Origin of the sequence: Variovorax paradoxus, assembly GCF_030815855.1 — a bacterium.
GTDB lineage: Bacteria > Pseudomonadota > Gammaproteobacteria > Burkholderiales > Burkholderiaceae_C > Variovorax > Variovorax paradoxus_M.
This window is the reverse complement of sequence record NZ_JAUSXG010000001.1, coordinates 1,116,304-1,140,095: the sequence shown is the minus strand read 5'-3', so window position 1 is coordinate 1,140,095 and position 23,792 is coordinate 1,116,304. Positions and strand designations below refer to the sequence as shown.

General features: G+C 67.2%; 24 protein-coding genes. 16 read left to right on the top strand and 8 right to left on the bottom strand.

Annotated elements, in window-relative coordinates:
• The first annotated feature begins 82 nt into the window (after window positions 1-82).
• Together QFZ42_RS05360 and QFZ42_RS05355 are read left to right on the top strand one after the other, a co-directional pair.
• On the top strand, window positions 83-697 hold the full coding sequence (locus QFZ42_RS05360) for a PadR family transcriptional regulator (protein WP_307699966.1): 615 nt from the start codon (window positions 83-85) through the stop codon (window positions 695-697).
• 15 nt (window positions 698-712) lie between these two features.
• The gene (locus QFZ42_RS05355; RefSeq protein WP_307699965.1) at window positions 713-1,561 is read left to right on the top strand and encodes a siderophore-interacting protein; all 849 of its coding nucleotides are present in this window, start codon (window positions 713-715) and stop codon (window positions 1,559-1,561) included.
• A gap of 130 nt (window positions 1,562-1,691) precedes the next feature.
• Here QFZ42_RS05355 and corA read toward each other — a convergent pair whose 3' ends face one another.
• Window positions 1,692-2,669 carry a magnesium/cobalt transporter CorA gene (gene corA / locus QFZ42_RS05350; protein ID WP_307699964.1) on the bottom strand — a complete coding sequence of 326 codons (978 nt, stop codon included), beginning with the start codon at window positions 2,667-2,669 and terminating at the stop codon, window positions 1,692-1,694.
• A gap of 33 nt (window positions 2,670-2,702) precedes the next feature.
• Complete coding sequence (locus tag QFZ42_RS05345) at window positions 2,703-3,326, bottom strand: hypothetical protein (RefSeq protein WP_307699963.1); 624 nt, start codon at window positions 3,324-3,326, stop codon at window positions 2,703-2,705.
• A gap of 273 nt (window positions 3,327-3,599) precedes the next feature.
• Between QFZ42_RS05345 and QFZ42_RS05340 the strand changes: the two genes are divergently transcribed.
• From QFZ42_RS05340 to QFZ42_RS05295, 10 genes are all read left to right on the top strand, one after another.
• Window positions 3,600-3,941 carry a type II toxin-antitoxin system RelE/ParE family toxin gene (locus QFZ42_RS05340; protein WP_307699962.1) on the top strand — a complete coding sequence of 114 codons (342 nt, stop codon included), beginning with the start codon at window positions 3,600-3,602 and terminating at the stop codon, window positions 3,939-3,941.
• Window positions 3,938-4,270, top strand: a complete 333-nt coding sequence (locus QFZ42_RS05335; protein ID WP_307699961.1) for a helix-turn-helix domain-containing protein — start codon at window positions 3,938-3,940, stop codon at window positions 4,268-4,270. The genes QFZ42_RS05340 and QFZ42_RS05335 overlap by 4 nt, the downstream gene beginning before the upstream one ends.
• A gap of 90 nt (window positions 4,271-4,360) precedes the next feature.
• A complete protein-coding gene (gene mutS, locus QFZ42_RS05330) occupies window positions 4,361-6,958 on the top strand; it encodes a DNA mismatch repair protein MutS (RefSeq protein ID WP_307704169.1) in 2,598 nt (865 codons plus the stop codon).
• A 28-nt stretch (window positions 6,959-6,986) separates the two neighbouring features.
• Window positions 6,987-7,826, top strand: coding sequence for a proteasome-type protease (locus QFZ42_RS05325; protein ID WP_307699960.1), 840 nt, complete (start codon window positions 6,987-6,989; stop codon window positions 7,824-7,826).
• A 14-nt stretch (window positions 7,827-7,840) separates the two neighbouring features.
• Window positions 7,841-8,650 carry an alpha/beta fold hydrolase gene (locus QFZ42_RS05320; RefSeq protein ID WP_307699959.1) on the top strand — a complete coding sequence of 270 codons (810 nt, stop codon included), beginning with the start codon at window positions 7,841-7,843 and terminating at the stop codon, window positions 8,648-8,650.
• Between the two features lie 96 nt (window positions 8,651-8,746).
• The gene (locus QFZ42_RS05315) at window positions 8,747-10,018 is read left to right on the top strand and encodes an RNA polymerase sigma factor (protein WP_307699958.1); all 1,272 of its coding nucleotides are present in this window, start codon (window positions 8,747-8,749) and stop codon (window positions 10,016-10,018) included.
• Window positions 10,019-10,034: 16 nt separating this feature from the next.
• Window positions 10,035-10,268 carry a YciI family protein gene (locus tag QFZ42_RS05310; RefSeq protein ID WP_307699957.1) on the top strand — a complete coding sequence of 78 codons (234 nt, stop codon included), beginning with the start codon at window positions 10,035-10,037 and terminating at the stop codon, window positions 10,266-10,268.
• A complete protein-coding gene (locus tag QFZ42_RS05305; protein WP_307699956.1) occupies window positions 10,268-10,414 on the top strand; it encodes a hypothetical protein in 147 nt (48 codons plus the stop codon). The genes QFZ42_RS05310 and QFZ42_RS05305 overlap by 1 nt, the downstream gene beginning before the upstream one ends.
• Window positions 10,415-10,514: 100 nt before the next feature.
• Entirely contained in the window at window positions 10,515-11,321 is an 807-nt protein-coding gene (locus QFZ42_RS05300) for an SDR family NAD(P)-dependent oxidoreductase (protein ID WP_307699955.1), read from the top strand.
• 108 nt (window positions 11,322-11,429) lie between these two features.
• Window positions 11,430-12,143: a response regulator transcription factor gene (locus QFZ42_RS05295; RefSeq protein WP_307699954.1), complete on the top strand. Its 714-nt coding sequence runs from the start codon at window positions 11,430-11,432 to the stop codon at window positions 12,141-12,143.
• A 27-nt stretch (window positions 12,144-12,170) separates the two neighbouring features.
• Here the strand turns inward: QFZ42_RS05295 and QFZ42_RS05290 are convergent, their stop codons facing one another.
• Entirely contained in the window at window positions 12,171-13,985 is a 1,815-nt protein-coding gene (locus QFZ42_RS05290; RefSeq protein ID WP_307699953.1) for a YadA family autotransporter adhesin, read from the bottom strand.
• 87 nt (window positions 13,986-14,072) lie between these two features.
• Here QFZ42_RS05290 and QFZ42_RS05285 point away from each other — a divergent pair, with 87 nt between their 5' ends.
• Both QFZ42_RS05285 and QFZ42_RS05280 read left to right on the top strand, forming a co-directional pair.
• Window positions 14,073-15,932, top strand: coding sequence for a sensor histidine kinase (locus QFZ42_RS05285; RefSeq protein ID WP_307699952.1), 1,860 nt, complete (start codon window positions 14,073-14,075; stop codon window positions 15,930-15,932).
• Between the two features lie 134 nt (window positions 15,933-16,066).
• Window positions 16,067-16,738, top strand: coding sequence for a response regulator transcription factor (locus QFZ42_RS05280; RefSeq protein ID WP_307699951.1), 672 nt, complete (start codon window positions 16,067-16,069; stop codon window positions 16,736-16,738).
• Between the two features lie 34 nt (window positions 16,739-16,772).
• Here the strand turns inward: QFZ42_RS05280 and QFZ42_RS05275 are convergent, their stop codons facing one another.
• From QFZ42_RS05275 to QFZ42_RS05260, 4 genes are all read right to left on the bottom strand, one after another.
• Window positions 16,773-17,597, bottom strand: coding sequence for an undecaprenyl-diphosphate phosphatase (locus QFZ42_RS05275; protein WP_307699950.1), 825 nt, complete (start codon window positions 17,595-17,597; stop codon window positions 16,773-16,775).
• Between the two features lie 84 nt (window positions 17,598-17,681).
• The gene (locus QFZ42_RS05270) at window positions 17,682-18,344 is read right to left on the bottom strand and encodes an aspartate/glutamate racemase family protein (protein WP_307699949.1); all 663 of its coding nucleotides are present in this window, start codon (window positions 18,342-18,344) and stop codon (window positions 17,682-17,684) included.
• 13 nt (window positions 18,345-18,357) lie between these two features.
• A complete protein-coding gene (locus QFZ42_RS05265) occupies window positions 18,358-19,275 on the bottom strand; it encodes a transporter substrate-binding domain-containing protein (protein ID WP_307699948.1) in 918 nt (305 codons plus the stop codon).
• 57 nt (window positions 19,276-19,332) lie between these two features.
• Window positions 19,333-20,667 (bottom strand): aspartate aminotransferase family protein, encoded by a 1,335-nt coding sequence (locus QFZ42_RS05260; RefSeq protein ID WP_307699947.1) that lies wholly within the window; start codon window positions 20,665-20,667, stop codon window positions 19,333-19,335.
• A 169-nt stretch (window positions 20,668-20,836) separates the two neighbouring features.
• On the opposite strand from QFZ42_RS05260, the gene QFZ42_RS05255 reads away from it, so the two are divergent.
• The gene (locus QFZ42_RS05255) at window positions 20,837-21,703 is read left to right on the top strand and encodes a MurR/RpiR family transcriptional regulator (RefSeq protein ID WP_307699946.1); all 867 of its coding nucleotides are present in this window, start codon (window positions 20,837-20,839) and stop codon (window positions 21,701-21,703) included.
• A 128-nt stretch (window positions 21,704-21,831) separates the two neighbouring features.
• Window positions 21,832-22,197 carry an SPW repeat protein gene (locus tag QFZ42_RS05250; RefSeq protein WP_307699945.1) on the top strand — a complete coding sequence of 122 codons (366 nt, stop codon included), beginning with the start codon at window positions 21,832-21,834 and terminating at the stop codon, window positions 22,195-22,197.
• Between the two features lie 102 nt (window positions 22,198-22,299).
• Here the strand turns inward: QFZ42_RS05250 and QFZ42_RS05245 are convergent, their stop codons facing one another.
• Window positions 22,300-23,772: an efflux transporter outer membrane subunit gene (locus tag QFZ42_RS05245; RefSeq protein WP_307699944.1), complete on the bottom strand. Its 1,473-nt coding sequence runs from the start codon at window positions 23,770-23,772 to the stop codon at window positions 22,300-22,302.
• Window positions 23,773-23,792 lie beyond the last annotated feature (20 nt).

Sequence of the window (23,792 nt, the reverse complement as noted above, 5' to 3'; positions counted from 1 at the left end):
ACGCAATGCGGCATACGCACGGTTGCTTGACTTTTTTAGATATATCTAAAATAATTTCGACATACCTCAAGAAGACATCGATATGAGACACCCACACTTCGGCCATCACCACCATCACCACTGCCACACCCCGCGTGGCGAACACGAAGACGGCCTCTCCGGCGGCCGCGGCCATCACGGCGGCGGCGAGGAGCGCATGCACGGAGGAGGCCGCGGCGGACGCGGCGGCGGGCGGGTGTTCGGCCACGGGGGCCTGCGCTTCGTGCTGCTGCAGCTCATCGCCGGCAAGCCGGCCCACGGCTACGAACTCATCAAGGCCATCGAAGACCGCCTGGGCGGCAGCTATGCGCCGAGCCCCGGCGTGGTCTACCCCACGCTGACGCTGCTCGAAGAACTCGGCTACCTCAGCGTGGAAACGGCCGACACCGGCGGGCGCAAGCGCTACAGCATCACGGCCGGCGGCCATGAGTTTCTGGCTGCCAACCGCGACACGGCCGACGCCATGATGGCCCGCATGAGCGGTGGCGTGGACGGCGCCGGCCCGCGCGGCGGGCGCCCGCCGCAGGTCACGCGCGCCATCGAGAACCTGAAGCTCGCGATGCGCATGCGCCTCTCGGGCACGCCCCTCACAGAACAGCAAGCCCACGATTTCGCCGCAGTGCTCGACAGCGCCGCCCAGCAACTCGAACGCATCTAGAAAGTATTTCTTGAAATGACCGACTTCTCGACCGATACATCTCCCGCCTCCTCCTCCCTGTCCGATCGCACCCCGCGCCGCGTGCGCCACGAGCTTCGCTTTCGCCGGCTCACGGTGAAGACGGTTCAGCGCATCACGCCGCACCTTGTGCGCGTCACGCTCACGGGCGACGACCTCGCGGGCTTCACGAGCCCGGGCTTCGACGACCACTCGAAGATCTTTTTTCCCGATGCCGCAACCGGCGAGCTCACGCTGCCGACCACCGGACCCGACGGCCCGGTCTGGCCCGCCGGCGGCCGGCCGACCATGCGCGACTACACGCCGCGCAGGTACGACGCACAGGCCAACACGCTCGAAATCGACTTTGCGCTGCACGACGCCGGCCCCGCCACCCAATGGGCCGAGCAGGCCAAGCCCGGCGACATTCTTGGCGTGGGCGGCCCGCGCGGCTCGTTCATCGTGCCGACCGAGTTCGACTGGCACCTGCTGATCGGCGACGACACCGCTCTGCCCGCTATCGCACGGCGCCTGGCCGAGCTGCCGGCCGGTGCGCGGGTGGTGGTGCTGGCGGAGGTCGACAGCGAAGCCGACCAGATTCCGTTCGAGACGCAAACCGAGCTCACGCTGCAGTGGGTACACCGCGGCGGAGCCGAGCCGGGAGTGAGCCCCGTGCTGTTCGACGCGCTCAAGACGATGAAGCTGCCGGCCGGCGACTTCCATGCGTGGGTGGGATGCGAATCGGCGATGGCGAAGGCTCTGCGCGCTCATCTGGTGGGCGAGCGGGGCGCCAACCCGAAGTGGACCCGGGCGTCAGGCTACTGGCGCCGCGGCGCGGTGGCCACGCACGACACCCACGACGAGTAACCCGCATTGCGCCTTCCCCTTCCGGGGGAAGGTTGGGATGGGGGCTCGCGGCGCTTGAAAGTCTGCGGGTACTTGATACGCCGCTTGCCCCCACCCCTGCCCTCCCCCAGAAGGAGAGGTAGAAAGAAACTCAGAGCCAGCCCGCGCGCCTGAAACGGTAGTAGAGGTAGCTGCAGGTGCCGCCCATCAACGCCAGCGCCGCCGCATAGCCGTAGCGGAATTTCAGCTCCGGCATGTGCTCGAAGTTCATGCCCCAGATACCGGCGAACGCGGTGCACACCGCAAAGATGCTGGCCCAGGCCGCAAGCCGCTTGGTGACTTCGCTCTCTTCGATGGTGACCATCGAGAGGTTCACCGAGATGGCCGTGCCGATGGTGTCGCGCATCGCGTCGATCGAGCCGTTGATGCGCACGAGGTGGTCGGCCACGTCGCGAAAATACTCCTGCGAGCTCATGCAGATATGCGGCACCCGCCCGCCGTGCAGCTTGCCCGCGGCTTCGGCCAGCGGCGCCACCGCGCGCTTCAGGATCATGCTGCGCCGCTTCAGGTCGTAGAGCTGCTTGATCTTGTCGCGCGCCGCGCCGCCCTGGGTAAAGATCTGCTGCTCGATGGATTCGAGCTCCACCTCGAGCGCATCGATGACGGGAAAGTAGCGGTCGACTACCGCGTCCATCAGCGCGTAGAGCACAAAGCCCGCACCGTTGCGCAGCAGCTCGGGTTCGCGCTCGCAGCGTTCGCGCACGCCCAGAAAGCCCTGCTGGCTGCGGTTGCGCACCGACAGCACGTAGTTCTTGCCGACGAACACGTCGACCTCGCCCACGTTCACGCAATGCTCGCCTTCGGGCGAGGGCTCGACCAGGTGCATCACCACGAAGAGCGAGTCGCCGTATTCCTCGACCTTGGGCCGCTGGTGGCCGTGGTGGGCATCTTCCACCGCGAGCGGATGCAGATTGAATTCGTGCTGCATCTGGGTCAGTTCTTCCGGCGTGGCGTCGCTCAGCGCCACCCAGACGAAGCAGCCGGGCCGGACGATGTATTCACTGATGTCTTCGACCGGAATGTCGGCAAGCTTGGCGCCGTTTTCGTAGGCCACGCAGTTGATCAGCATCGGTACTCGTCCATGGTCGATCTTGAAGGCGGGTCAGGCGGCCGAAGCCGGGTTCGAAGCCGCCGCCAAAGCCGCAGTGGCGGCCAACGAAGCTTCGATGGCCTGCGTCTCGCTCTTGAGCAGCGCCAAGCCTTTTTCGGCGAGTTCGGAATGGCTTGCAACGTCGGCCCACAGGCTGGCAGCCGCTTCGGCGCACGTCAATGACGTGAAGCGGATGCGCCCCTTCGCCAAGTCCATGAAGCGCTTCTCGCGCAGCGGGTCCGTCCGGTCCCAGGCGCCGCCGATGAGCACGCGCCGGCCGCGTTTGACGCGGGGTTCGAGCTCGGCGAAGAAAGGCAGCTTGGCGGACACCCAGCCCAGGATGCCGGAGTTCAACGCGGTGTCGAAGGCCGTGGGGGCGGTGTGCGACCTGGCGAACGCGCGCAAGGTGCCGAGCGCATAGCGCACCGGGTCTTTCGAGCCGGCTGCGCCGCTTTCCACTGGCTTGATGACGGGCGGGCCGTTGCCTGCCCGCCCATCGGGGCGTTTCGATTTGCGCAGGTCGGCCAGCTGGGCGGGCGACATGCAGAGATACAGCGCGGCGAGTTCTGCAGGCACGGTGGCGGTGTCGGGCAGCGCGTCCGCCTCAGTGCCTTTGAATTCATCCGGATGGGCCATGGGCGCCTTGTTCTTCACGCGGGGTTTGCGCCGGCGGATTTTAGAGCGGCGGGTGCGTGCAATGAACCGGCATATCGGCGAGCTTGGCGTCATTCCACGGGCCACCCGGATGATCGTCATGGGTATCCGGCAAAGTTCACGGTAATCGGAAGCGAGACGGTGCCACGCAGCGCAAAAGCATCCAGGCCTTCTCGACAATCGGAATCAGGGGAGCCATTGCGCATCAATCGCATCCGGCTTTGTGTATAAAATCTTATACAGACGGACGCGTCGATGGATGAGAAAGAAATCCGGTGGGTGGGGTCGTCTTATGTGGATCTGTTGGCCTTTCCTGCTGAACCGCGCCGTACGGCCGGTTTCGAACTGCGCAAAGTCCAGGCCGGACTGGATCCGACGGACTGGAAGCCATTCAACGATGTGGGCACCGGCACGCGGGAGATCCGGCTCAGGGATCCAAGCGGAATCTACCGTGTGATGTACGTGGCCAAATTCGACGAAGCAATCTACGTTCTGCATTGCTTCCAGAAGAAGACACAGGCGACCGGCCAGCAGGACAAAGGCACCGCGCAGGCGCGCTATCGCGCGGTGATCGAAGCGAGGAAGAATCGACCATGAAACCCGACACCGCCATCCATCACGTCACCAAGCCCGGTGCCAACATTTTCCTCGAGTTGGGCTTCCCGCCAGCCGAGGCCAAGCGCCTGCAGGCCGCATCGCAAAAGCAGATCAACGACACGCGGCTGCTGAAGCAGCAACTCATGGAAGAGTTGTCGAACTGGATCGCGGAGCATCATCTGAGGCAGGCCGAGGCGGCGGAAATCCTGATGGTCTCCCGCCCTCGGGTTTCCGACGTGGTGAACAGAAAGACTGCCAAATTCACCATCGACACGTTGGTTGAAATGCTCAGCCGCGTCGGCAAACCCGTCAGGCTGGTCGTCGGCTGAGCCGTCCGCCCGTCCCCGATAATCGTGCGAGTGAATACGACGACTGCCCGCCCCACCCTCTCGCCCAGCGACTTTTCCGGGCACACGCCCATGATGGCCCAGTATCTGGGCCTGAAAGCGGACCATCCGGACACCCTGCTGTTCTACCGGATGGGCGACTTCTACGAGCTGTTCTGGGCCGATGCCGAAAAGGCTGCGCGCCTGCTCGACATCACGCTCACCCAGCGCGGCCAGTCGGCCGGGCAGCCGGTGGTGATGTGCGGCGTGCCCTTCCATGCGGTCGATACGTATCTGGCGCGGCTCATCAAGCTGGGCGAATCGGTCGCCATTTGCGAGCAGGTGGGCGAGGTCGGCGCCAGCAAGGGGCCGGTCGAGCGCAAGGTGATGCGCGTGGTCACGCCCGGCACGCTGACCGACTCGGAACTGCTCAGCGACAAGAGCGAATCTCTGCTGCTCGCGGTGCATGCGGGCACGCGCAATTTCTGCGGCTTGGCCTGGCTCAGCGTGACGGGTGCCGAACTGCGGCTGGCCGAGTGCCCGGCCGACGCGCTCGAAACCTGGATCGCGCGCATCGCGCCGAGCGAACTGCTCTACAGCGCCGAGGTCACGCCCGCCTTCGAGCAGCGCCTGAAGGCCGCGCGTGCGGCCACCCCTTTCACGCTCTCGATCCGCCCTGCCTGGCAGTTCGACGGCGGGCTGGGCGAACGCAAGCTCAGCGAGCAGATGGGCAGCAACAGTCTTGCCGCGTGGAACGCCGAATCGCTCTCCAACGCGCATGCCGCGGCCGCCGCATTGCTGGGCTATGCCGAGCACACGCAGGGCCGTGCACTCTCGCACGTGCAGCGCCTGTCGGTGGAGCGCGACGGCGACCTGATCGAGCTGCCGCCCACCACGCGGCGCAACCTGGAGCTGGTGCAGACCTTGCGCGGCGAAGATTCGCCCACCATGTTCTCGCTGCTCGACACCTGCATGACAGGCATGGGCAGCCGCCTTTTGAAACGCTGGCTGCTGTCGCCCCGGCGCGACCGCAGCGAGGCGCAGGCGCGGCTCGAAGCCATCGGCGCGCTGCAGTCCACGGTGCTGGGCGGCACCGCCGCGCCCTGGCGCACGCTGCGCGAGCAGCTCAAGAACACGAGCGACGTGGAACGCATTGCTGCGCGCATCGCGCTCAGGCAGGTGCGCCCGCGCGAACTGCTGGCGCTGCGCCTGGCACTCGACAAGGCGGAGCAGCTGGCGCCGCTTCTTCCGGCATCGGCCGCGCTGCTCGACCAAATTGCCGCACGGCTTGCGCCGCCGCCCGGCTGCGCCGACCTGCTGATGAGCGCCATCAAGCCCGACCCTTCGGCGCTGGTGCGCGACGGCGGCGTGATCGCCACCGGCCACGACGCCGAGCTCGACGAGCTGCGCGCCATCAGCGACAACTGCGACGACTTCCTGCTGAAGCTCGAAGTCAGCGAGCGCGAGCGCACCGGCATCAGCAACCTGCGCGTGCAGTTCAATCGCGTGCACGGCTTCTACATCGAGGTGACGCAAAGCGCGCTCTCGAAGGTGCCCGACAACTACCGCCGCCGCCAGACGCTGAAGAACGCCGAGCGCTTCATCACGCCCGAGCTCAAGGCCTTCGAGGACAAGGCGCTGAGCGCGCAAGACCGCGCGCTCGCCCGCGAAAAATGGCTCTACGAGCAGCTGCTCGATGCGCTGCAGCCCTCGGTGCCCGCGCTCACGCAACTGGCCGGCGCCATTGCCACGCTGGATGCGCTGTGCGCGCTGGCCGAGCGCTCGCACACGCTGCATTGGCGCGCGCCGAGCTTCGTCTCGCACCCGTGCATCGAAATCCAGCAGGGCCGCCATCCGGTGGTGGAAGCACGGCTGGCCGAAAAGTCGTCAGGCGGCTTCATCGCCAACGACACGCAGCTCGGGCCGCAGCAGCGCATGCAGGTCATCACCGGCCCCAACATGGGCGGCAAGTCGACCTACATGCGGCAGGTGGCGATCATCGTGCTCTTGGCCTCCATCGGCTCGCACGTGCCGGCGGCGGCCTGCCGGCTCGGACCGATCGACGCGATCCACACGCGCATCGGCGCGGCCGACGACCTGGCCAACGCGCAGTCGACCTTCATGCTGGAGATGACCGAGGCCGCGCAAATTTTGCACAGCGCCACCGCGCAGTCGCTGGTGCTGATGGACGAAATCGGACGCGGCACCAGCACCTTCGACGGGCTGGCGCTGGCCGCCGGCATTGCCGCCCAACTGCACGACCGCAGCAAGGCTTTCACGCTTTTCGCGACCCACTATTTCGAGCTGACCGAGTTCCCGGCCACGCACCACGGCGCGGTGAACATGCATGTGAGCGCGACCGAAGCGGGCCGCGACATCGTGTTCCTGCACGAAATGCAGCCCGGCCCGGCCAGCAAGAGCTACGGCATCCAGGTGGCACGGCTCGCGGGCATGCCCGCCGCCGTGGTCAACCATGCGCGGCAGGCGCTCGAGGCGCTGGAATCGCAGCATGCCCAGACGCGTGCACAGGTCGACCTGTTCGCCCCTCCGCCGGCGGCCGAAACTCCCATGGCCAGCGCCGTAGAATCCGCCCTGGCCGCGCTCGATCCCGACGCGATGACGCCGCGGGAGGCGCTCGACGCGCTCTATGCCTTACAAAAACTGAACACGCGGGAACGCGCCGCCACATGAGCGGGCATCCTTCGTGCGAGATCAAGAAATGACTTACTGCGTAGGCATCAAACTCAACGCCGGCCTGGTGTTTCTCTCCGACTCGCGCACCAACGCGGGCGTGGACCACATCAGCATCTTCCGCAAGATGATTGTCTACGAGCAGCCGGGCGACCGCGTCATGGTGCTGCTGTCTTCGGGCAACCTGAGCATCTCGCAGTCGGTGCGCGAAATTCTCCAGATCGAGGAGCTGCGCGAAACCCGCGAAGACGGCTCGCAGGGCGACCCCATCACCATCTGGAACGCCAAGAGCATGTTCGATGCCGCGCGCGTGCTCGGCTCGGCCGTGCGCCACGTGTACGACCGCGATGCCGAGGCGCTCAAGCATGCGGGGCTCGACTTCAACGTGTCGTTCATCTTCGGCGGCCAGGTCAAGGGTGAAGGCATGCGCCTGTTCCTGGTCTATGCGGCCGGCAACTTCATCGAAGCCACCACCGAGACGCCCTACTTCCAGGTCGGCGAATCGAAGTACGGCAAGCCCGTGCTCGACCGCGTGCTGACGCCCGAAACCCCGCTCGACGAGGCCGCCAAGTGCGCGCTGGTGTCGATGGACTCGACCATGAAGTCGAACCTCTCGGTGGGCCTGCCGCTCGACCTGGTGGTGTACGAGGCCAACAAGTTCGAAACCGACCGCGTGATCTGCATCGATGCCGACAACCCCTACTACCGAATGATGCACAACAGCTGGGGCCAGAAGCTGCGCGAGGTGTTCGACAGCATCGAAGACCCGGTGTGGGACGACGCCGCCACCGAGCATCCGCTGAAGATGCCGGCCACGCGCCACAGCGCGCTGCGCAAGATTTCCACGCCCGACGAAAAGCTCATCTGAAGCCGGCGGCGGCCATGGCGATGCCCCCTGTCGTCTTCTCGCACGGCAACAGCTTTCCAGCGAGCACCTACCGCGTCGTTCTCGACAGCCTGCGCAACCGCGGCTTCGAAGTCGACGCCATCGAGAAGTTCGGGCACGACCCGAAGTACCCCGTCACCGACAACTGGCCGCACCTGGTGCAGCAGCTGGCCGACTTCGCGCAGCAGCACGCCGACCGTGCCGGCGGCCCGGTGTTCCTGGTCGGCCATTCGCTCGGCGGGTTCCTGAGCCTGATGTGCGCGGCGCTGCATCCGGCGCTTGCCCGCGGCGTGGTGCTGCTCGACTCGCCGATTCTGGGCGGCTGGCGCGCGAACACGCTGAGCCTCGTGAAGCGCACCCCGCTGATGAAGACGGTGTCGCCCGGCGCCATCAGTCGCAAGCGCAAGAACAGCTGGGCCCACCGGGAAGCGGTGTTCGAGCACTTCCGCAGCAAGAAGGCCTTTGCCAAGTGGGACGAGCAGGTGCTGCACGACTACATCGACCACGGCACCTTCGACAGCGAAGACACGCGCGAACTGAGCTTCGACCGCAACGTGGAAACCGCCATCTACAACACCCTGCCCCACAACCTCGCAGCCCTGCTGCGCCGCCACCCGCTCAAATGCAAGGTGGCCTTCATCGGCGGGCGCCAGTCGGCCGAGATGAAGCAGGTGGGCATGGCGATGACCCAGAAGGTCACCAAGGGGCGGATCGCGATGCTCGACGGCTCGCACCTGTTCCCGATGGAAAAGCCGCTGGCCACCGCGGCAGCCGTCGAGGCGGCGCTGCGCAACCTGCTGGGCTGATCGAGGCGCGGCCTCCGCGCTGCAGTTTTTTTCGCGGGCGGCTGTCGGCCCGACGCATACTCGTTCGTCCTTGGGGTGACCGGAGCAATGAAGCCCATGCGCACGACCGAAACAGCCTGGATCGCGATCACGCTGACCGCCTCGCGGCCGCGTGCCGTTGCGGCGCTGCTGCGCTACTTTCGCGAACTCGACCTGGCCGAGGAAGCTTTCCAGGAAGCCAGCCTGCGCGCCCTGCAGCATTGGCCCGTGAGCGGCCCGCCGCGCGATCCGCTGGCCTGGCTGATCTTCGTGGGGCGCAATGCCGCGCTCGACGAGGTGCGGCGGCGCAAGCTGCATGAAGCACTGCCCGACGACGAAGCGTCGATCTCCGACCTGGACGACGCCGAAGCCCGGCTCGTCGAAGCGCTGGACCACACGCATTACCGCGACGACGTGCTGCGGCTGCTGTTCGTCTGCTGCCATCCCGATCTGCCGCTGACGCAGCAGATCGCCCTGGCGCTGCGCATTGTGTCGGGCCTCTCGGTGCAGGAGATTGCGCGCGCCTTCCTGGTGGGCGAAAGCGCGATGGAACAGCGCATCACGCGGGCCAAGAAACGGGTCGCGTCGGCCGGCATTTCGTTCGACGCGCCCGGTCCACGCGAGCGCGGCGAACGGCTGGCGGCCGTGTGCACCACGGTTTACCTGCTGTTCAACGAAGGCTATTCCGCAAGCGGCGGCGCCGAGCATCTGCGCATTGCGCTCTGCGAAGAAGCGATACGCCTCGCGCGGCTGCTGCTCGAGCTGTTTCCGGATCATCCGGAGCTCATGGGCCTGGCCGCGCTGCTGCTCCTGCAGCATGCGCGCGCCGATGCGCGGCTCGATGCCGACGCCATGGTCGTGCTGCTCGAAGACCAGGACCGCAGCCGCTGGAACCGCGCGCTCACGGCCGAAGGGCTGGCCCTGGTCGAGAACGCGCTGCGCCGCAGACGGCCCGGCCCTTACCAGTTGCAGGCCGCCATTGCCGCCACCCATGCCCAGGCGGCGCATGCGGCCGACACCGACTGGGCCGAGATCGACCGGCTGTATGTCGCGCTCGAGGTGCTGCAGCCTTCGCCGGTGGTCACGCTCAACCGCGCCGTGGCTGTTGCCAAGCTCCGAGGGCCCGAAGCCGCGCTCGCGATGATCGGTCCGCTGGCCGGGCCGCTGTCGGCCTACTTTCATTTCCACGGGCTCAGGGGCGGACTGCTGATGCAGCTGGGCCGTTCGGCAGACGCGAATGCGGCTTTCTCGGAAGCCATCGCCCTTGCCCGCACCCCGGCCGAGGCGGCGCACATCCGCGCCCTGCTCGACCGGCTGTCGGCGCCCGATCCCGCCGCAACGATTCCATGACCCAGAAGGACGACCGATGCTCTATTCCATCCTGATCTACGGCTCCGAATCCGCCGTTGCCGCCTGGGCGCCTGGCATCGAAGACGAGATGCTCGAACGCCACACCGACCTGCGGGACGAACTGCAGTCCCAGGGTCGGCTCGGCACGGTGCTGCGCCTGATGCCCGACGCTTCCACCACGGTGCGCCGCGCGGGCGATGCCCATCCGCTGGTCACCGACGCCCCTTCGCCGAAACCAAGGAGCAGCTGATGGGCCTCTACATCGTCGACTGCGACACCTTGGAACAGGCGCGGGACGCCGCCCGCCGGCTGGACTTCGAAGGCGGTGTGTTCGAGATCCGGCCGGTCACCTGGTACGACCCGGGCGTGATCGCTCCGCGCATTCCGCAGGTCTGAGCGAAAAAATTTCGTCCGCGTTGTCGGATCGCGCCCCCGCGCGCCGTCCTTGGTTCGAACGCCCGCATGTCGCCGGGCGCACCACCAAGGAGAGAAGTTCATGTCGTTGAATTCGTTGCAGGACAAGCGCGCCGTCATCCACGGCGCCGGCGGTGCCATCGGCGGGGCGGTGGCCCGCGCCTTTGCCAGCGTCGGCGCGAGGGTGTTCCTCGCGGGCCGCACGCGTACCAAGCTCGATGCCGTCGCGAAGGACATCGCCGCCGCCGGCGGCAGCGCCGAAGTCGCGGTGGTCGACGCGCTCGACGAAGCAGCCATGCTGCGCCACGCCAACGAAGTGGCCGAAGGGGCCGGCGGCATCGACATCGCATTCAACGCCATCGGCGTGATGCATGTGCAGGGCCGGCCACTGTCGGCACTGTCTTTGGAGGACTACTTTCTCCCTGTCCACGCCTATGCCCGCAGCAACTTCCTGACTGCGAAAGCCGTCGCACCGCACATGGCACGACAAGGCGGCGGCGTGATCATCTCGGTGTCCACGCCGGCGTCGCGCCTGCCGGGGCCTGGCTATCTCGGCCATGCCGTGGCCTGTGCGGGCGTCGAGGCGCTCACGCGCCACATGGCGGGCGAGCTGGCGGCCTTCAACATCCGCAGCGTGTGCATCCGATCGCATGCCATTCCCGAAGCCGCCGCTGCCGGCTCGCACAGCCGGGAGGTGTTTCGCCCGGTGGCCGAAAGCATGGGCATGACGGTCGAGCAGATGCTCGCGGCCAAGCCGGCCGGTCTGCTGGTGGCGCGGCTGCCCTCGCTGGACCAGATGGCAGGCACCGCGGTCTTCCTGGCCTCCGGCCATGCCGGCGCGATGACCGGCACCGTGGTCAACATGAGCGGCGGCGTGACGCTGGATTGACCCGCCTCGTCTCCCGCCAGTTCGATGGCGGGCGATGGCAACACTCTGCAACAATCCGGGAACAAGCAAAAGCAGCCTGTTGACCTGCTACCGATCGGATTGCACCGGATGTCCATTTCCCCACCGGAAATCGTTGAACCCGTTTCCCTCAGTCCCTCGCTGGTGGTCGAAGACGATCCGGCGATGCGCGAGCGCCTGGGCCGCGTACTGTCGTCGATGCTCGGCGGCGGCGGCGAGCCGCAGATCGCCTGGGCCGGCAGCATTGCGACGGCCAAGGAACTGCTCGGCGCGCAGAGCTTCGGCGTCGCGCTGGTCGACATCGGCCTGCCGGACGGCAGCGGGGTGGAACTGATCGGCTGGATGCAGGGGCAGCATCCCAAGGTGCCCGCGGTGGTGATCTCGGCCTGGCGCACGGAAGAAATCATCTTCGCGGCGCTGCGCGCCGGCGCCATCGGCTACCTTTTGAAAGAGCGCGACGACCTCGAACTCGGCATGGCGCTGCGCAGCATCGAGCAAGGGGGTGCGCCGATCGATCCGGCCATCGCGCGCCATATCCTCGGCTGGCTGGCCATGCAGCAGACTTCGCGGCCTGTTGTGGCGGCGGCCGATGCACCCGCGCCGCTGCCCGCGCCGCTGACCCCGCGTGAACGCAAGATTCTCGAACTCGTGTCGCAGGGGCTGAGCAACCGCGACATGGCCGAATCGCTGTCGATCTCGAGGCTGACGGTGGAATGCCACACCAAGAACATCTACCGCAAGCTGGCCGTCACCTCCCGCACCGAGGCTGTCTACCAGGCCCGAAGGCACGGCCTGCTGCACTGATCGGCGCTGCTTTCTTTTCTGCGCGCCTCACCATGCATAACCCGCCTGCACGCGGGCGGCAACGCGGTTGCTACTGCCGCTGCTGGTTGCGGTGGAAATACCGAGCCCCAGGTTGAAGTTGTCGTTGACCTGGTAGCCGAAAGCGAAGCCGACGGCCGACGCGCCGGCGTAGTTGCCCACGGCGGCCCCCATCCATTTCTTGCCCACCGCCAATGTCGGCATCGATGGCATCGCCAACGCCGCCGCCACCCCCTGTGCGGCAAAGGCGTTCGCCTGACTGGTCGCGTTGCTCACCGCCTGCTGCAGCTGATTGACGTTGACGGCGTCGGTGCCCAGCACGCCGGGCGCGACGTTCGCAATGCCGCGCAACTGGCCGGTGGCCGCGTTGCCCACCGACACGGTGTTGTCGCGATCCGCCACCGAACCCTGGCCCAGCGCGACCGCATTGCTGCCCGAGGCCAATGTGTTGGCGCCCAGTGCCACGGCATTGTTGCCGGTGGCCACCGCGTTGTTGCCGACCGCGGTGGTGGGATCGGCCAGCGCCTTGGCCCCGGCGCCGATGGCCACCGACCCGGCATAGCGAGCCTCGGCGCCATTCCCGATGGCGACGGTGTTCTCGCCGCTGGCCTGCGCATTGATGCCCATCGACGTACTGCCGGCACCGCTGGCGCCGGCCCCAGGCCCGCAAGCCACGGCGCCGCCCGCGCCCACCGCGCACACGCCGCTGGCCAACGCCTGGTTCATCAAGGTCTGCAGCGCGGTGACTTGTTGAACGGTGAAGTTGTTCGCCGTGGTGATGGCGGTCTGCTGGGCCTGCTGCACCTGGCCGACGTTGGCGGCATCGGTCGCAACCTGGCCCGCGCTGACATTGCCGATGGTGGTGCCGGCACCGCCGTTGGGGTTGAGCTGAAGCGAAGTGCCGCCCGCGCCGTATTGCGCCGAGTTCTGCGCCAGGCCGAGCGCGGAGTTGGCCGTGCCTTGCGCGGCGGAGGCTGCGGATGCCGCTGTGCTGGCGGTCTGCTGCACGGTGAACAGCTGGCTGCCATTGACGGCATCGGTGCTTGTGGCTGTCACCGCTCCGGCACTGACGTTGACCAGGCCGCGCGTTTGGCCGGCGGACCCGAAAGACACCGTGTTGGCCGCCGTGGCAACGGAGTTCGCACCGATGGCCGCGCTGCCGTTCGCGCCGCTCGCGACCCGGCTGCCGGCGCCGATCGCCACGCTGCCCGCGGCCAATGCGGCCGCGCCCGAAGCGCCGCCGTTCGCGCCGCCGTTCGCGCCGCCGATCGCGGTGCTGCCGTTGCCGGATGCCACGGCGCCCCGGCTGGTGCCCGAGGCGCTTCCGATGGCGATCGCGGCGTTGCCCGAAGCCTGCGCGCCACTGCCGCCTGCCGGGCCGGTACCGCCGCAGCAACCATCGCCGCCCGCGCCTCCTGCGCCGAGCGCGATCGCACCGCCCGCGGAGGCCTGCGCGCCACGCCCCCCTGCGCCGCCCGTTCCCCCCGCTTCGCCCAGCGCGCCGGCACCACCACCCCCGACAGCCGTCGCGCCGCTTGCGGTGGCGCTGGCGCCCGCCCCGCCCGCGCCGCCGAATCCAGCAGCAGTTCCGGCGCCGCCGTCACCGCCCGCACCGACGGCGGTGGCCCCGTCTCCCGAGACGACGGCCGCAGCGCCTCCGGCGCCAGCCGACCCGGCGGAAGTTGCCGAGCCATCGTTGCCCATCGTGCCACCGGCAAATCCTGCCGCGTAGGCGTTTCCTGCGACGAGCAGCGCAACCACGGACAGATGCCGAAGTTTGCGCAACCCTTCACGTGTGCCATCGGCGCGGATCTGGACTGGCATGGATTCCTCGTTTTTGAAAGAAAATAAAACAAACGTGGCAAAGTGTGTCTTTCCAGGCTCGACGAGGCCATCCCCGAAAACTGGTAAATGCCACACCAAAAAGCTTTCCCCCGGGCATGGCTTGCCGTATTGACTGGCGCCTTCCTTTTCTTTATCGCCGTCAGCCCGGCGCTGGCGCTGGCGCAACAGCCCGCCCTTGAACTCCGTATCGAAGCCGTGCGCGGCACGGGCTGGGACGACACCCGTCCGCCGGCCGACGGTTGGACGCCCGTCACCCTGCCCGACAGCTGGGCCGGGCGTTGGCCCGGCTTCGACGGCGTGGTCTGGTACCGGCTGACCTGGGACCAACCCGCGCAGGTCGCCGAAATGGGCCTGCTGCTGCACTACCTCAACATGGCCGGCGCGGTGTCGCTCAACGGCAGCCCGATCTCGCGCGACGACAGCCTGGTCGAACCGCTGACCCGCGCCTGGAACAGCCCGCGCTACTGGCTGCTGGCGCCGCCGCTGCTGCAGGCGGGACGCAACACGCTGCTGATACGCGTCTCGGGCCTCCACGCCTATCAGGCCGGGCTCGGTCCGGTCAGCCTCGGTACACCCGCGGCCATGCAGGCGGAGTACGCGCACGAGCGTGTCTTGCGCCACGATCTCCAGATGCTCGGCTTGGCGGTAAGCGCTGCGGTCTCGGCCTTCTTCGCCGCGCTGTGGCTATTGCGCCGGCGCGAAACGGCCTATGGCTGGTTCGCGCTGATGTCGGTGCTGTGGCTTCTGTTCGGCTACAACCAGATCGCGACCAGCCCCTGGCCTTTTGCGAGCAACCACAGCTGGCAGGCGCTGAACACCTCGCTGCTGCTGCTTTTCAGCGTGTCGTACGTTGTCTTCGCGCTGCGCTTCTGCGGGCGGCGCATGCCCCGCCTGGAAAGCTTGGCGCTGCTGGTCGCCGTGGCCGGCGTGCTCGACCTGTGGCTTGCCGGCTCGGCAAACCTGGTCACTCACCGCGCACTCTGGACGCTGGTGGGCGGCCTCACGATCATTGCCGTGAACAGCGCCTCGCTGGTCCACGCCGTGCGCCACCGCAGCAGCCCGATGCGCTCCCTTGCGCCCTTCATGGCACTGTCGGCGGTGACGGGCGCGCACGACCTGCTGGTGTTCACCCAGGTAATCGACAGCAACATCTACTACACCACGATGTCGTCATACGGCTTGCTGCTGGGCATGGCGCTGACCCAGGCCGCGCGCTTCGTGCAAAGCCTGGAACGCATAGAGAACTTCAACACCGAGTTGATCGAGGAAGTAAACGCCGCCAAGGCCGAACTGGCGGCCACGCTCGCGCAGCAGCACGCTTTGGAGCTCGCGCATGCGCGCATCGGCGAGCGCGTCAACCTCGCGAGCGATCTGCACGACGGACTGGGCGGCATGCTGGTCGGCAGCATCGCAACGCTCGAACGCAAGCCCGAGAACCTCTCGGCGCCCGAACTGCTCGCCATGCTCAAGCGCTTGCGCGACGACCTGCGGTTGATCATCGAAGCCACGGGCCGCCACGACGGCGCGCGGGCTTTCGGCGAGCTGCTCGCGCCGCTGCGGCACCGCACCTCGCAGTTGCTCGACGCCAACGGCATCGACTGCCGCTGGCAGGTGTCCAACATCGAGACGCTCGAACTGCCGCCCTCGCAGAGCCTCGACCTGCTGCGTTTTCTGCAGGAGGCGCTGACCAATGTGCTCAAGCACAGCGCGGGCCGGCGCGTGGATGTGGCGGTCATGCGCGCCGGCGCCGAATTGCAGCTGAACGTGCGCGACGACGGCCGCGGCTTCGTGGTGGACGGCGCCGACAAGGGTGCCGGCGCGGGTTTGCGCAGCCTGCGCGCACGGGCGCGCAGGCTGGGCGCCGATCTGCAACTGCATTCGCAGCCGGGCAAGACGCAGCTGGTACTGCGCATGCCGCTGGCCTGAACGGGCGAGGCGTGTGCAAGGTTTGCCAAGGCAGGGACAAACCAGACGATACAAATTGCAATCAGCAGTAACAATGGGAGAAAATAAGTAAAAACGTCCCAGTTCTCCGGCCACCGCTTCAAAATGTCGCCTAAATGTCAACGTCTCAGTCGGAAGCCGTCTCTCTGAGTCCGACGCTGGTGGTCGAGAACGACCCGGCGATGCAGGAACGTTTGCTCTACATCCTGTCGATGCTCGGGTGCGACGAGCCGGAAATCACCTGGGTCGAAAGCGGCGACCTGGCCATGGAACTGCTCGAGACCCGGCGCTTCGGCGTGGCTCTGGTGGATGTCGGCTTGCCCGAGGGCAGCGGGGTGGAGCTCATCGACTGGCTGCAGGCGCACCATCCGCAGGTGCCCGCCGTTGCAATTTCCGCCTCGCGCACCGAGGAAGTCATTTTTTCGGCGTTGCGCGCCGGTGCGGTGGCCTACCTGCTGAAGGAGCGCGACGATCTCGAGCTCAGCATCGGCTTGCGCAGCATCGAGCAAGGCGGCGCGCCGATCGACGCTTCCATTGCGCGGCGCGTCCTTGCCTGGCACGCGGAGCACGCGTCCGACCCGGCGGCCGAGCCCGACGCGGCGCTGACGCCGCGCGAACGCAAGATGCTCGAGCTCGTGGTCCAAGGACGCAGCCACAGCGACATCGCCGAGACGTTCTCGGCGCCCCGGCTGGAGGTGGAACGCCGCACCAAGGGCATCTATAAAAAGCTGGCGCTCGGCTCGCGGGAAACGGCGCATGCGGCCGGCGAATATTTTTCGCCGCGCTGAGGCGGCGGCCACGCCCAGCGCCGCGGGCTGAGGTTTACTCGGCCCAGACCACCACACCGGTCCATGCCGTGGCCAGCACCACGATGCCGAAGGCAATGCGATACCAGGCGAACGGAATGAAGTCGTGGGTGCTGATGTACTTCAGCAGCCAACGCACGCAGAGCCAGGCGCTGAGGAACGAGAACACCAATCCCACGGCGAACAGCGGAATGTCGGCCGCTGACAGCAGCGCACGCTCCTTGTAGAGGCTGTAGGCGCCCGCGCCGATCAGCGTCGGAATGGCGAGAAAGAACGAAAAATCGGTCGCCGCCTGGCGCGAGAGGCCCAGCAGCATGCCGCCGATGATGGTCGAGCCGCTGCGGCTCGTGCCCGGAATCATTGCAAAGCACTGCACCAGGCCGACCTTGAGGGCGTCCCACATCGTCATGTCGTCCACGTGCTCGATGCGCACAGAACCCGGCGGCCGCTTTTCGGCCCACAGGATGATGAAGCCACCGATGATGAAGGTACTCGCCACCACCACCGGGGTGAAGAGGTGCGCCTTGATCATCTTGCCGAATATCAGGCCCAGCACCACGGCGGGCAGGAAGCCGATGATCACGTTGATGGCCAGGCGCCGTGCCTTCGGCTGCCGCGGCAGCGCGACCACGGTGGAGTGGATCTTCTGCCAGTACACAAGAATTACCGCGAAGATCGCGCCCGTCTGAATGGCGATGTCGAACACCTTGGCCTTGGCGTCGTCGAAGCCGAGCAGCGAGCCCGCAAGAATCAGATGCCCGGTCGACGAGATCGGCAGAAACTCGGTCAGCCCCTCGACGATGCCCATGACAGCGGCCTTCACCAGCAAAACGATGTCCACGCTTACTCCTTTAAAGAGCACCAATTATGGCGAGGCGTCGAGTCAGGCCGGGTTCAGGCAGCCCCGGACCACCGCGGGCTTTTGTCAGCAGCCTTGCCCGGAGCGCAACCGCAGCGCCCGCACGGCGCTGTCGACGGTGGTCAGTACCGGCAGGCCGCTGGCCTGCTCGCAGGCAGCACGCGCACGCGCCATGCTGAACTGCGCGAGCGCAATGCGCGTGCAGCCGCGCTCGCGCAGCATTGCGGCCTGCGCGGCAATCAGGGCGTCGTGCCGCTCGGTATCGCCGGCGTTCAACGCCTCGAGCGCGCCTTCGGCCAGCACGGCGTCGAGCGCGATGCCGGACGGAAACTCGGGCGGCATCGACACCAGAGTGGCCGCAAAGGTGGCGATGAGCCCGAGCTTGCCCTGCCCTTGGCTCTGCCCTTGCACGGCCTCTGCGACCATCGCCTCGTTGGGCTTGAGAACCGGAATGCCCGCATGCCGCCGCGCCACCGCCTCGATGCACGGCCCGAAGGCCGAGCAGGTGAAGAGGATGCCCTGCGCGCCGGTGTCGACAGCGTACTGCGCGAGACGCTGAAAGCGCGCGTGCATCGAAGCGTCCAGCCCCTGGCCGCCGCGCTCCAGATCGGCCGAGAGGCTGTCGTCCAGCAGGTTCATGCGCACGGCCTCGGGCCAGTCGCGCTCGAAGGCTGCATTGATGGGCGCAACCGAATGCGAAAGCGCGTGGATCAGGGCTATGCGTGTCATGCGGGAGCGGTGGTCAGATGCCCTTGGACGACGGGTTGGCGAAGGCCTCTTTCGTCTCGGCGTTGAGCGGGTAGTTGATGTTGATGCCCTTGGGCGGAATCGGCGACATGAACCATTTGTTGTAGAGCTTTTCCATTTCGCCCGACTTCATCATGCCCGACACGACGCGGTCCACCAGCGCCTTGAAGGCCGGGTCGTCCTTGCGCAGCATGAGCGACTGATTTTCGGTGCGCAGGCTCTCCCCTGTGATGACGAAGTCCTTCGGGTTGCGCGCATTCGCGATCTGGCCGGCCAGCAGGATGTCGTCGAGCACGAAGGCCTGCGCCCTGCCGCTCTCCACCAGCAGGAACGAATCGCTGTGGTCCTTGCCGCCGAGGTTGTTCACTTCGAGGTTGCGGCCCTTGTCGGCCTCGCGCAGCAGGCGGAACGACGTGGTGCCGGTGGTGGTGACCACCGTCTTGCCCTGCAGGTCGGCAATGCTCTTGATGCCCGAATCCGCCTTGACCAGCATGCGCACGTTGTAGCGGAAGATGTCCGGCGAAAACGCGACCTGCTTCTGGCGCTCGATGAGATTGGTGGTGGAGCCGCATTCGATGTCGACCGTGCCGTTCTGCACCAGCGGAATGCGGTTCGCCGAAGTCACGGCCTGGTACTTGATCTCGATGGCCGGCAGCTTGAGCTCGCTCTTCACCGCCTCGACGATGCGGTTGCAGATCTCGATGCTGTAGCCCACCGGCTTCAGGTTGCCGTCGAGGTACGAGAAGCCGAACGACGACTCGCGGTAGCCGAAGGTAATGGCGCCGCTCGCCTTGATCTTGGCAAGCGTGTCGTTGGTGTCCTGGGCCTGTGCGGCGGTATGCGGCAACAGGACGGCAAAGGCCACCGCGAGGGCGGCAGCACCGAAGGGAATCGGCAGGCGAAGCTTGGGCATGGAAGCGCTCCTCGGAACGGCGGTTGAAGAAAACAGCGGAGAGAAAATTGGGAGCGGTCAGCGCGCGGCGGTGCTCGTCACCGCGTCGATGGAAGCTGCAAGACGGGTGGCGATTTCCCGCAGGTCTTGCCGCGTGGCGATGAAGGGCGGCGCGAGCAGCACGTGGTCGCCCTGCCGGCCGTCGACCGTGCCGCCGAAGGGATAGCACAGCAGGCCGCGCGCCATGGCGTCTTTCTTGATGGCGGCGTTGATCTTGAAGGCCGGATCGAACGGCGCCTTGCTCGCGCGGTCGGCCACCAGCTCGATGCCCCAGAAGAACCCGCGGCCGCGGATGTCGCCCACATGCGCGTGGCCGCCGAGCGCCTCGGCCAGCATGGCGCCGAAGGCGGCCCCGTCGTCGCGCACCTTGGTGACCAGGCCGTCGCGCCGGATCACCTGCTGCACCGCGAGCGCCGCCGCACAGGCCATCGGATGCCCGAGGTAGGTGTGGCCATGCTGGAAGAAGCCGCTGCCCTTCGACATGGCATCGACGATCTTGCCCTGCGCCAGCACCGCGCCGATCGGCTGGTAGCCACCGCCCAGACCCTTGGCAATGGTCATGAGGTCCGGCACCACGCCCTCCTGCTCGCAGGCGTGCAGCGAGCCGGTGCGGCCCATGCCGCACATCACCTCGTCGAGGATCAGCAGCACGCCGTATTTGTCGCACACCGACCGCACGGCCTTGAAGTAGCCGGGCACGGGCGTGAGCACGCCGGCCGTGGCGCCGCCCACTGTTTCCGCCACGAAGGCGATCACGCGATCGGCGCCCTGCGCGACGATGGCCGCTTCAAGCTCGGCCGCGAGGCGCAGCCCGTATTGCTCGGCGCTTTCATCGGTGCGCTGCTCGCGGTACGGGTAGCAAGGCGCGACGTGCGTGGCCGGCACCAGGATGGGCGCGAACGGTTCGCGCCGCCACGCGTTGCCGCCCACCGCGAGCGCGCCCAGCGTGTTGCCGTGGTAGCTCTGGCGTCGCGCAATGAAGTGCGTGCGCTGCGGCTGGCCGATCTCGACGAAGTACTGCCGCGCCATCTTGAGCGCCGCCTCCACCGCCTCGGAACCGCCGCTCACCAGATAGACATGGCTCATGCCTTCCGGCGCCGAGGCGATCAGTTCGTCGGCCAGCTGCTCGGCCACCTCACTGGTGAAGAAGCTGGTGTGGGCGTAGGCCAACTTGTCGAGCTGCGCGTGCATCGCGGCCAGCACTTCGGGGTGCGCATGGCCGAGCGACGACACGGCCGCGCCGCCCGAGGCATCGAGGTATTCGCGCCCTTCGGCATCGCGGATGAACATGCCTTTGGAGCCTGCGGCAACAGGCGGAGTCTGGCGAAGGTGGCGATGGAAGACGTGCGTCATGGCGGTGGGTGTCGAATTCGTATTTGGAACTAACGTTTCCGATGGATTATTGTTTGGAACAATTGTTCCGTCAACTGGTCCGTTCGTTTCGCGCGTTCCAGGTCGTGCGTGGAACACCCGGCGCGACTCCGGTACATTCGTTCCAGACACATTCCATAGGAGCTCCCGCATGGGTGCCAGAGACCTGATCCGCCAGCGCTTCAACGAACTGAGCCCTGCACTGCAGCAGGTGGCGCGCTATGTGCTCGATCACCCCAACGAAGTGGTGACCGCGTCGATGCGCAACGTGGGCACGCGCGCGCAGAGCACGCCCGCCACGCTGGTGCGCTTTGCGCAGCACCTCGGGTATGCGGGCTGGCCGCAGCTGAAGGAAGCCTTCGCGGGCGACATGGGCCTGGGAAGCGAAACCTACGGCGGCCGCGCCAAGCAGCTCATCGGCCGCGCGCAGGACAGGAGCCTCACGGGCGAGATGTTCGAGGTGCAGCGCCGCAACCTGGAGGCCACGCACCAGCAGAGCGAACAGGCGCTGCAGAAGGCCTGCGCATTGATCGAGAAGGCGCCCGCGGTACACGCGGCGGGGTTCAGGGCGTGCTTTCCGATCGCGTTCTCGTTCGTCTATGTGTACCGCCTCTTTCGCGCCAGCGTGCACCTGGTCGACGGCCAGGGCGGCTCGCTCGAAATGCAGCAGCGCGCTTTTGCAAAGGGCGATGCACTGGTCGTCGCCAGCTTCATGCCCTATTCCCGTGAGGCGCTGCAGGTGGCGGAGGCGGCCAAGGCGGCGGGCTGCCGCATCGTCGCCATTACCGACAGCGTGGCGTCGCCGCTGTCCTTGCTGGCCGACGAAACGCTGCTCTTCACGATCAACAGCCCCTCGTTCTTTCCGTCGGTCGCGGCCGGCGTGGCCGTGACCGAGGCGCTGGTCGAACTGCTCGCGAGCCGCGCGGGCAAGCCGGTGATCCGGCGCATCGACCAGGCGGAAGCGCAGCTGTTCGAATCGGGCGCGTACCTGGTACCGCCGGTGGCGCGCGGAAGCTAGAAGGAGGCCGTCGCGAACTAGGCATGGCGAACCAATCGCATGCTGCAGCGCCGCATCGCGGAACCCCGCTGAAAACGCTTCGTCAAAGTGGTGTCGCGGTTTTTTTATTGCGACAGGAGGTAATGACCATGAAGCAAGTGAAGCATTGGCAAGACCCGGTCAACGTCGCTCTCGGCGTGTGGCTGATCGTCTCGCCCTGGGTCCTGGGGTTCCAGGACGTCACCTTTGCGATGTGGAGCGCAGTCGCGACGGGTATCGTGCTGGGCGCCGTGGCGCTGGGGGCAACCTTGGTTCCGCGTGCCTGGGAAGAGTGGACCGAAGGCGCGCTCGCTGTCTGGCTGGCCGTATCCCCCTGGGTGCTCGGCTTCGCCACGGTCGAGAAGGCGATGGTCAACGCAGTGCTCGTGTCCGCGGCGATCCTGGTGCTCGCGCTCTGGGTGCTTGTGACCGACAAGGACTACCTGGGCGGGTCGATGGACCGTCACGCGCACTGAAGGCAGGTTGATCGCATCGTGAAGAGCCGCCCCGCACGCTGTACGCGGCGGGGCTGACGGGACGGGCCAAGGTCCGTCCCGCGCACAGCCAATTCAATCCGCTCAGCGGAGAGGGGGAGGCTGTGCGGCCGACAAGGGCGTGTCGCCGCCCGCCCCTCCCGCTTGCCAACCGCCGCCCAGGGCTTGAATCAGCGCCACCGCGGCGGTCTGGCGATTCACCTGCAACTGCACCAGCGTGCGCCGTGCGCTGAGCGCGGCTGCCTGGGCCGTGACCACTTCCGTGTAGCTCACCTGGGCCGCGCGATACCGATTGAGCAGTTGCTGCTCGGTCTTGTCGGCGGCGGCCGAGGCCTCGCGCCGCAGGCCTTCCTGCTGCGCCAGCGCGGCGCCCGCCGTCAATTGGTCTTCCACCCCCTGGAACGCAGCGAGCACCGTCTGGCGATAGCGCGCCACGCTGGCTTCGTGGCCGGCCTTGGCCGAATCGACGCTCGCGCCGATGGCGCCCGCGTCGAACACCACCTGCGCGACCGACAGGCCGAGCGCCCACAGCGTGTTGGATGCATTGAACAGGTCTTTCACGCGGCTCGCGTTGCCACCGACGGAGGCGCTGAGACCGAAGTTCGGAAAGTACGCCGAACGCGCAATGCCGATCTGCGCATTGGCGGCCGCCACCGCGCGCTCGGCTGCGGCGATGTCGGGCCGGCGCTGCAGCAGCGTCGAGGGCACGCCGGTCGGAATGCCAGGCACCGTGGGCGTCCACTGCGCGGCCGGCAGGCTGAAGTCGGCCGGCGCCACGCCCACCAGCATGGCAATGGCGTGCTCCAGCGTGGCGCGGGTGCGCTGCAGCCCCACGCGCTCCGCCTGCGCGCTCACGAGCTGGGTCTGCGCCTGCAGCACGTCGGTCTGCGCGGCAATGCCGGCCTTGTAGCGGTTGCTCGTGATTTCGTAGGCGCGCTGATAGCCCTCGATGGTCTGGTCGAGCAGCACGATCTCGGCATCGGTTTCGCGCAGCGAAAAATAGTTGATCGCCAGGTCACCGACGGCCGAGAGCCGCGCCGAAGCCAGGTCGGCCTCGCTGGCCTGTGCGTTGGCCTGCGCGCTGCTCACGGCTTGGCGCAACCGCCCCCACACATCCGGTGCCCAGTCGACGCCGAGCGACGCGGAGAAGGTGCTGGCCGCGTTGCTGGTGCCGCCAGCGTTGCCGCTTCGCCTGGCGCTGCCGTCGAGCGACACCGTCGGGAACAGCGCCGCGCGCTCGCCCCGCACCAGGGCCTGAGCCTGCGCGTAGTTGGCGACGGCCGCGGCGATGTTCTGGTTCGACACCTGCACGCGTGCGGCCAGCTCGTCGAGCGTGGTGTCACCAAAGAGCTTCCACCATTCGCCGCGGTCGAGCGCATCGGCCGGCGCGGCCGGGAGCCAGCCTTCGGCGGTCTTCTGCTCTTTCCATCCGGCGGGCGCGGCCGCGGTGGGTACCTCGTAGGCGGGACCTACAGCGCAGCCGGCCACCATGGCGGCCAACACGAGTGCGGACAGCCTGCCGGGCAGATGCGATTGAGTGCGTTGTCGTTGTTTCATGGCAGGTTCGTTCGTTCTTC

Bases quoted from the DNA above. Each gene is read 5' to 3' on its own strand.
- QFZ42_RS05360 (WP_307699966.1), top strand. From the start codon at position 83: ATGAGACACCCACACTTCGGCCATCACCACCATCACCACTGCCACACC.
- QFZ42_RS05355 (WP_307699965.1), top strand. From the start codon at position 713: ATGACCGACTTCTCGACCGATACATCTCCCGCCTCCTCCTCCCTGTCC.
- corA (WP_307699964.1), bottom strand. From the start codon at position 2,669: ATGCTGATCAACTGCGTGGCCTACGAAAACGGCGCCAAGCTTGCCGAC.
- QFZ42_RS05345 (WP_307699963.1), bottom strand. From the start codon at position 3,326: ATGGCCCATCCGGATGAATTCAAAGGCACTGAGGCGGACGCGCTGCCC.
- QFZ42_RS05340 (WP_307699962.1), top strand. From the start codon at position 3,600: ATGGATGAGAAAGAAATCCGGTGGGTGGGGTCGTCTTATGTGGATCTG.
- QFZ42_RS05335 (WP_307699961.1), top strand. From the start codon at position 3,938: ATGAAACCCGACACCGCCATCCATCACGTCACCAAGCCCGGTGCCAAC.
- mutS (WP_307704169.1), top strand. From the start codon at position 4,361: ATGATGGCCCAGTATCTGGGCCTGAAAGCGGACCATCCGGACACCCTG.
- QFZ42_RS05325 (WP_307699960.1), top strand. From the start codon at position 6,987: ATGACTTACTGCGTAGGCATCAAACTCAACGCCGGCCTGGTGTTTCTC.
- QFZ42_RS05320 (WP_307699959.1), top strand. From the start codon at position 7,841: ATGGCGATGCCCCCTGTCGTCTTCTCGCACGGCAACAGCTTTCCAGCG.
- QFZ42_RS05315 (WP_307699958.1), top strand. From the start codon at position 8,747: ATGCGCACGACCGAAACAGCCTGGATCGCGATCACGCTGACCGCCTCG.
- QFZ42_RS05310 (WP_307699957.1), top strand. From the start codon at position 10,035: ATGCTCTATTCCATCCTGATCTACGGCTCCGAATCCGCCGTTGCCGCC.
- QFZ42_RS05305 (WP_307699956.1), top strand. From the start codon at position 10,268: ATGGGCCTCTACATCGTCGACTGCGACACCTTGGAACAGGCGCGGGAC.
- QFZ42_RS05300 (WP_307699955.1), top strand. From the start codon at position 10,515: ATGTCGTTGAATTCGTTGCAGGACAAGCGCGCCGTCATCCACGGCGCC.
- QFZ42_RS05295 (WP_307699954.1), top strand. From the start codon at position 11,430: ATGTCCATTTCCCCACCGGAAATCGTTGAACCCGTTTCCCTCAGTCCC.
- QFZ42_RS05290 (WP_307699953.1), bottom strand. From the start codon at position 13,985: ATGCCAGTCCAGATCCGCGCCGATGGCACACGTGAAGGGTTGCGCAAA.
- QFZ42_RS05285 (WP_307699952.1), top strand. From the start codon at position 14,073: ATGCCACACCAAAAAGCTTTCCCCCGGGCATGGCTTGCCGTATTGACT.
- QFZ42_RS05280 (WP_307699951.1), top strand. From the start codon at position 16,067: ATGTCAACGTCTCAGTCGGAAGCCGTCTCTCTGAGTCCGACGCTGGTG.
- QFZ42_RS05270 (WP_307699949.1), bottom strand. From the start codon at position 18,344: ATGACACGCATAGCCCTGATCCACGCGCTTTCGCATTCGGTTGCGCCC.
- QFZ42_RS05265 (WP_307699948.1), bottom strand. From the start codon at position 19,275: ATGCCCAAGCTTCGCCTGCCGATTCCCTTCGGTGCTGCCGCCCTCGCG.
- QFZ42_RS05260 (WP_307699947.1), bottom strand. From the start codon at position 20,667: ATGACGCACGTCTTCCATCGCCACCTTCGCCAGACTCCGCCTGTTGCC.
- QFZ42_RS05255 (WP_307699946.1), top strand. From the start codon at position 20,837: ATGGGTGCCAGAGACCTGATCCGCCAGCGCTTCAACGAACTGAGCCCT.
- QFZ42_RS05250 (WP_307699945.1), top strand. From the start codon at position 21,832: ATGAAGCAAGTGAAGCATTGGCAAGACCCGGTCAACGTCGCTCTCGGC.
- QFZ42_RS05245 (WP_307699944.1), bottom strand. From the start codon at position 23,772: ATGAAACAACGACAACGCACTCAATCGCATCTGCCCGGCAGGCTGTCC.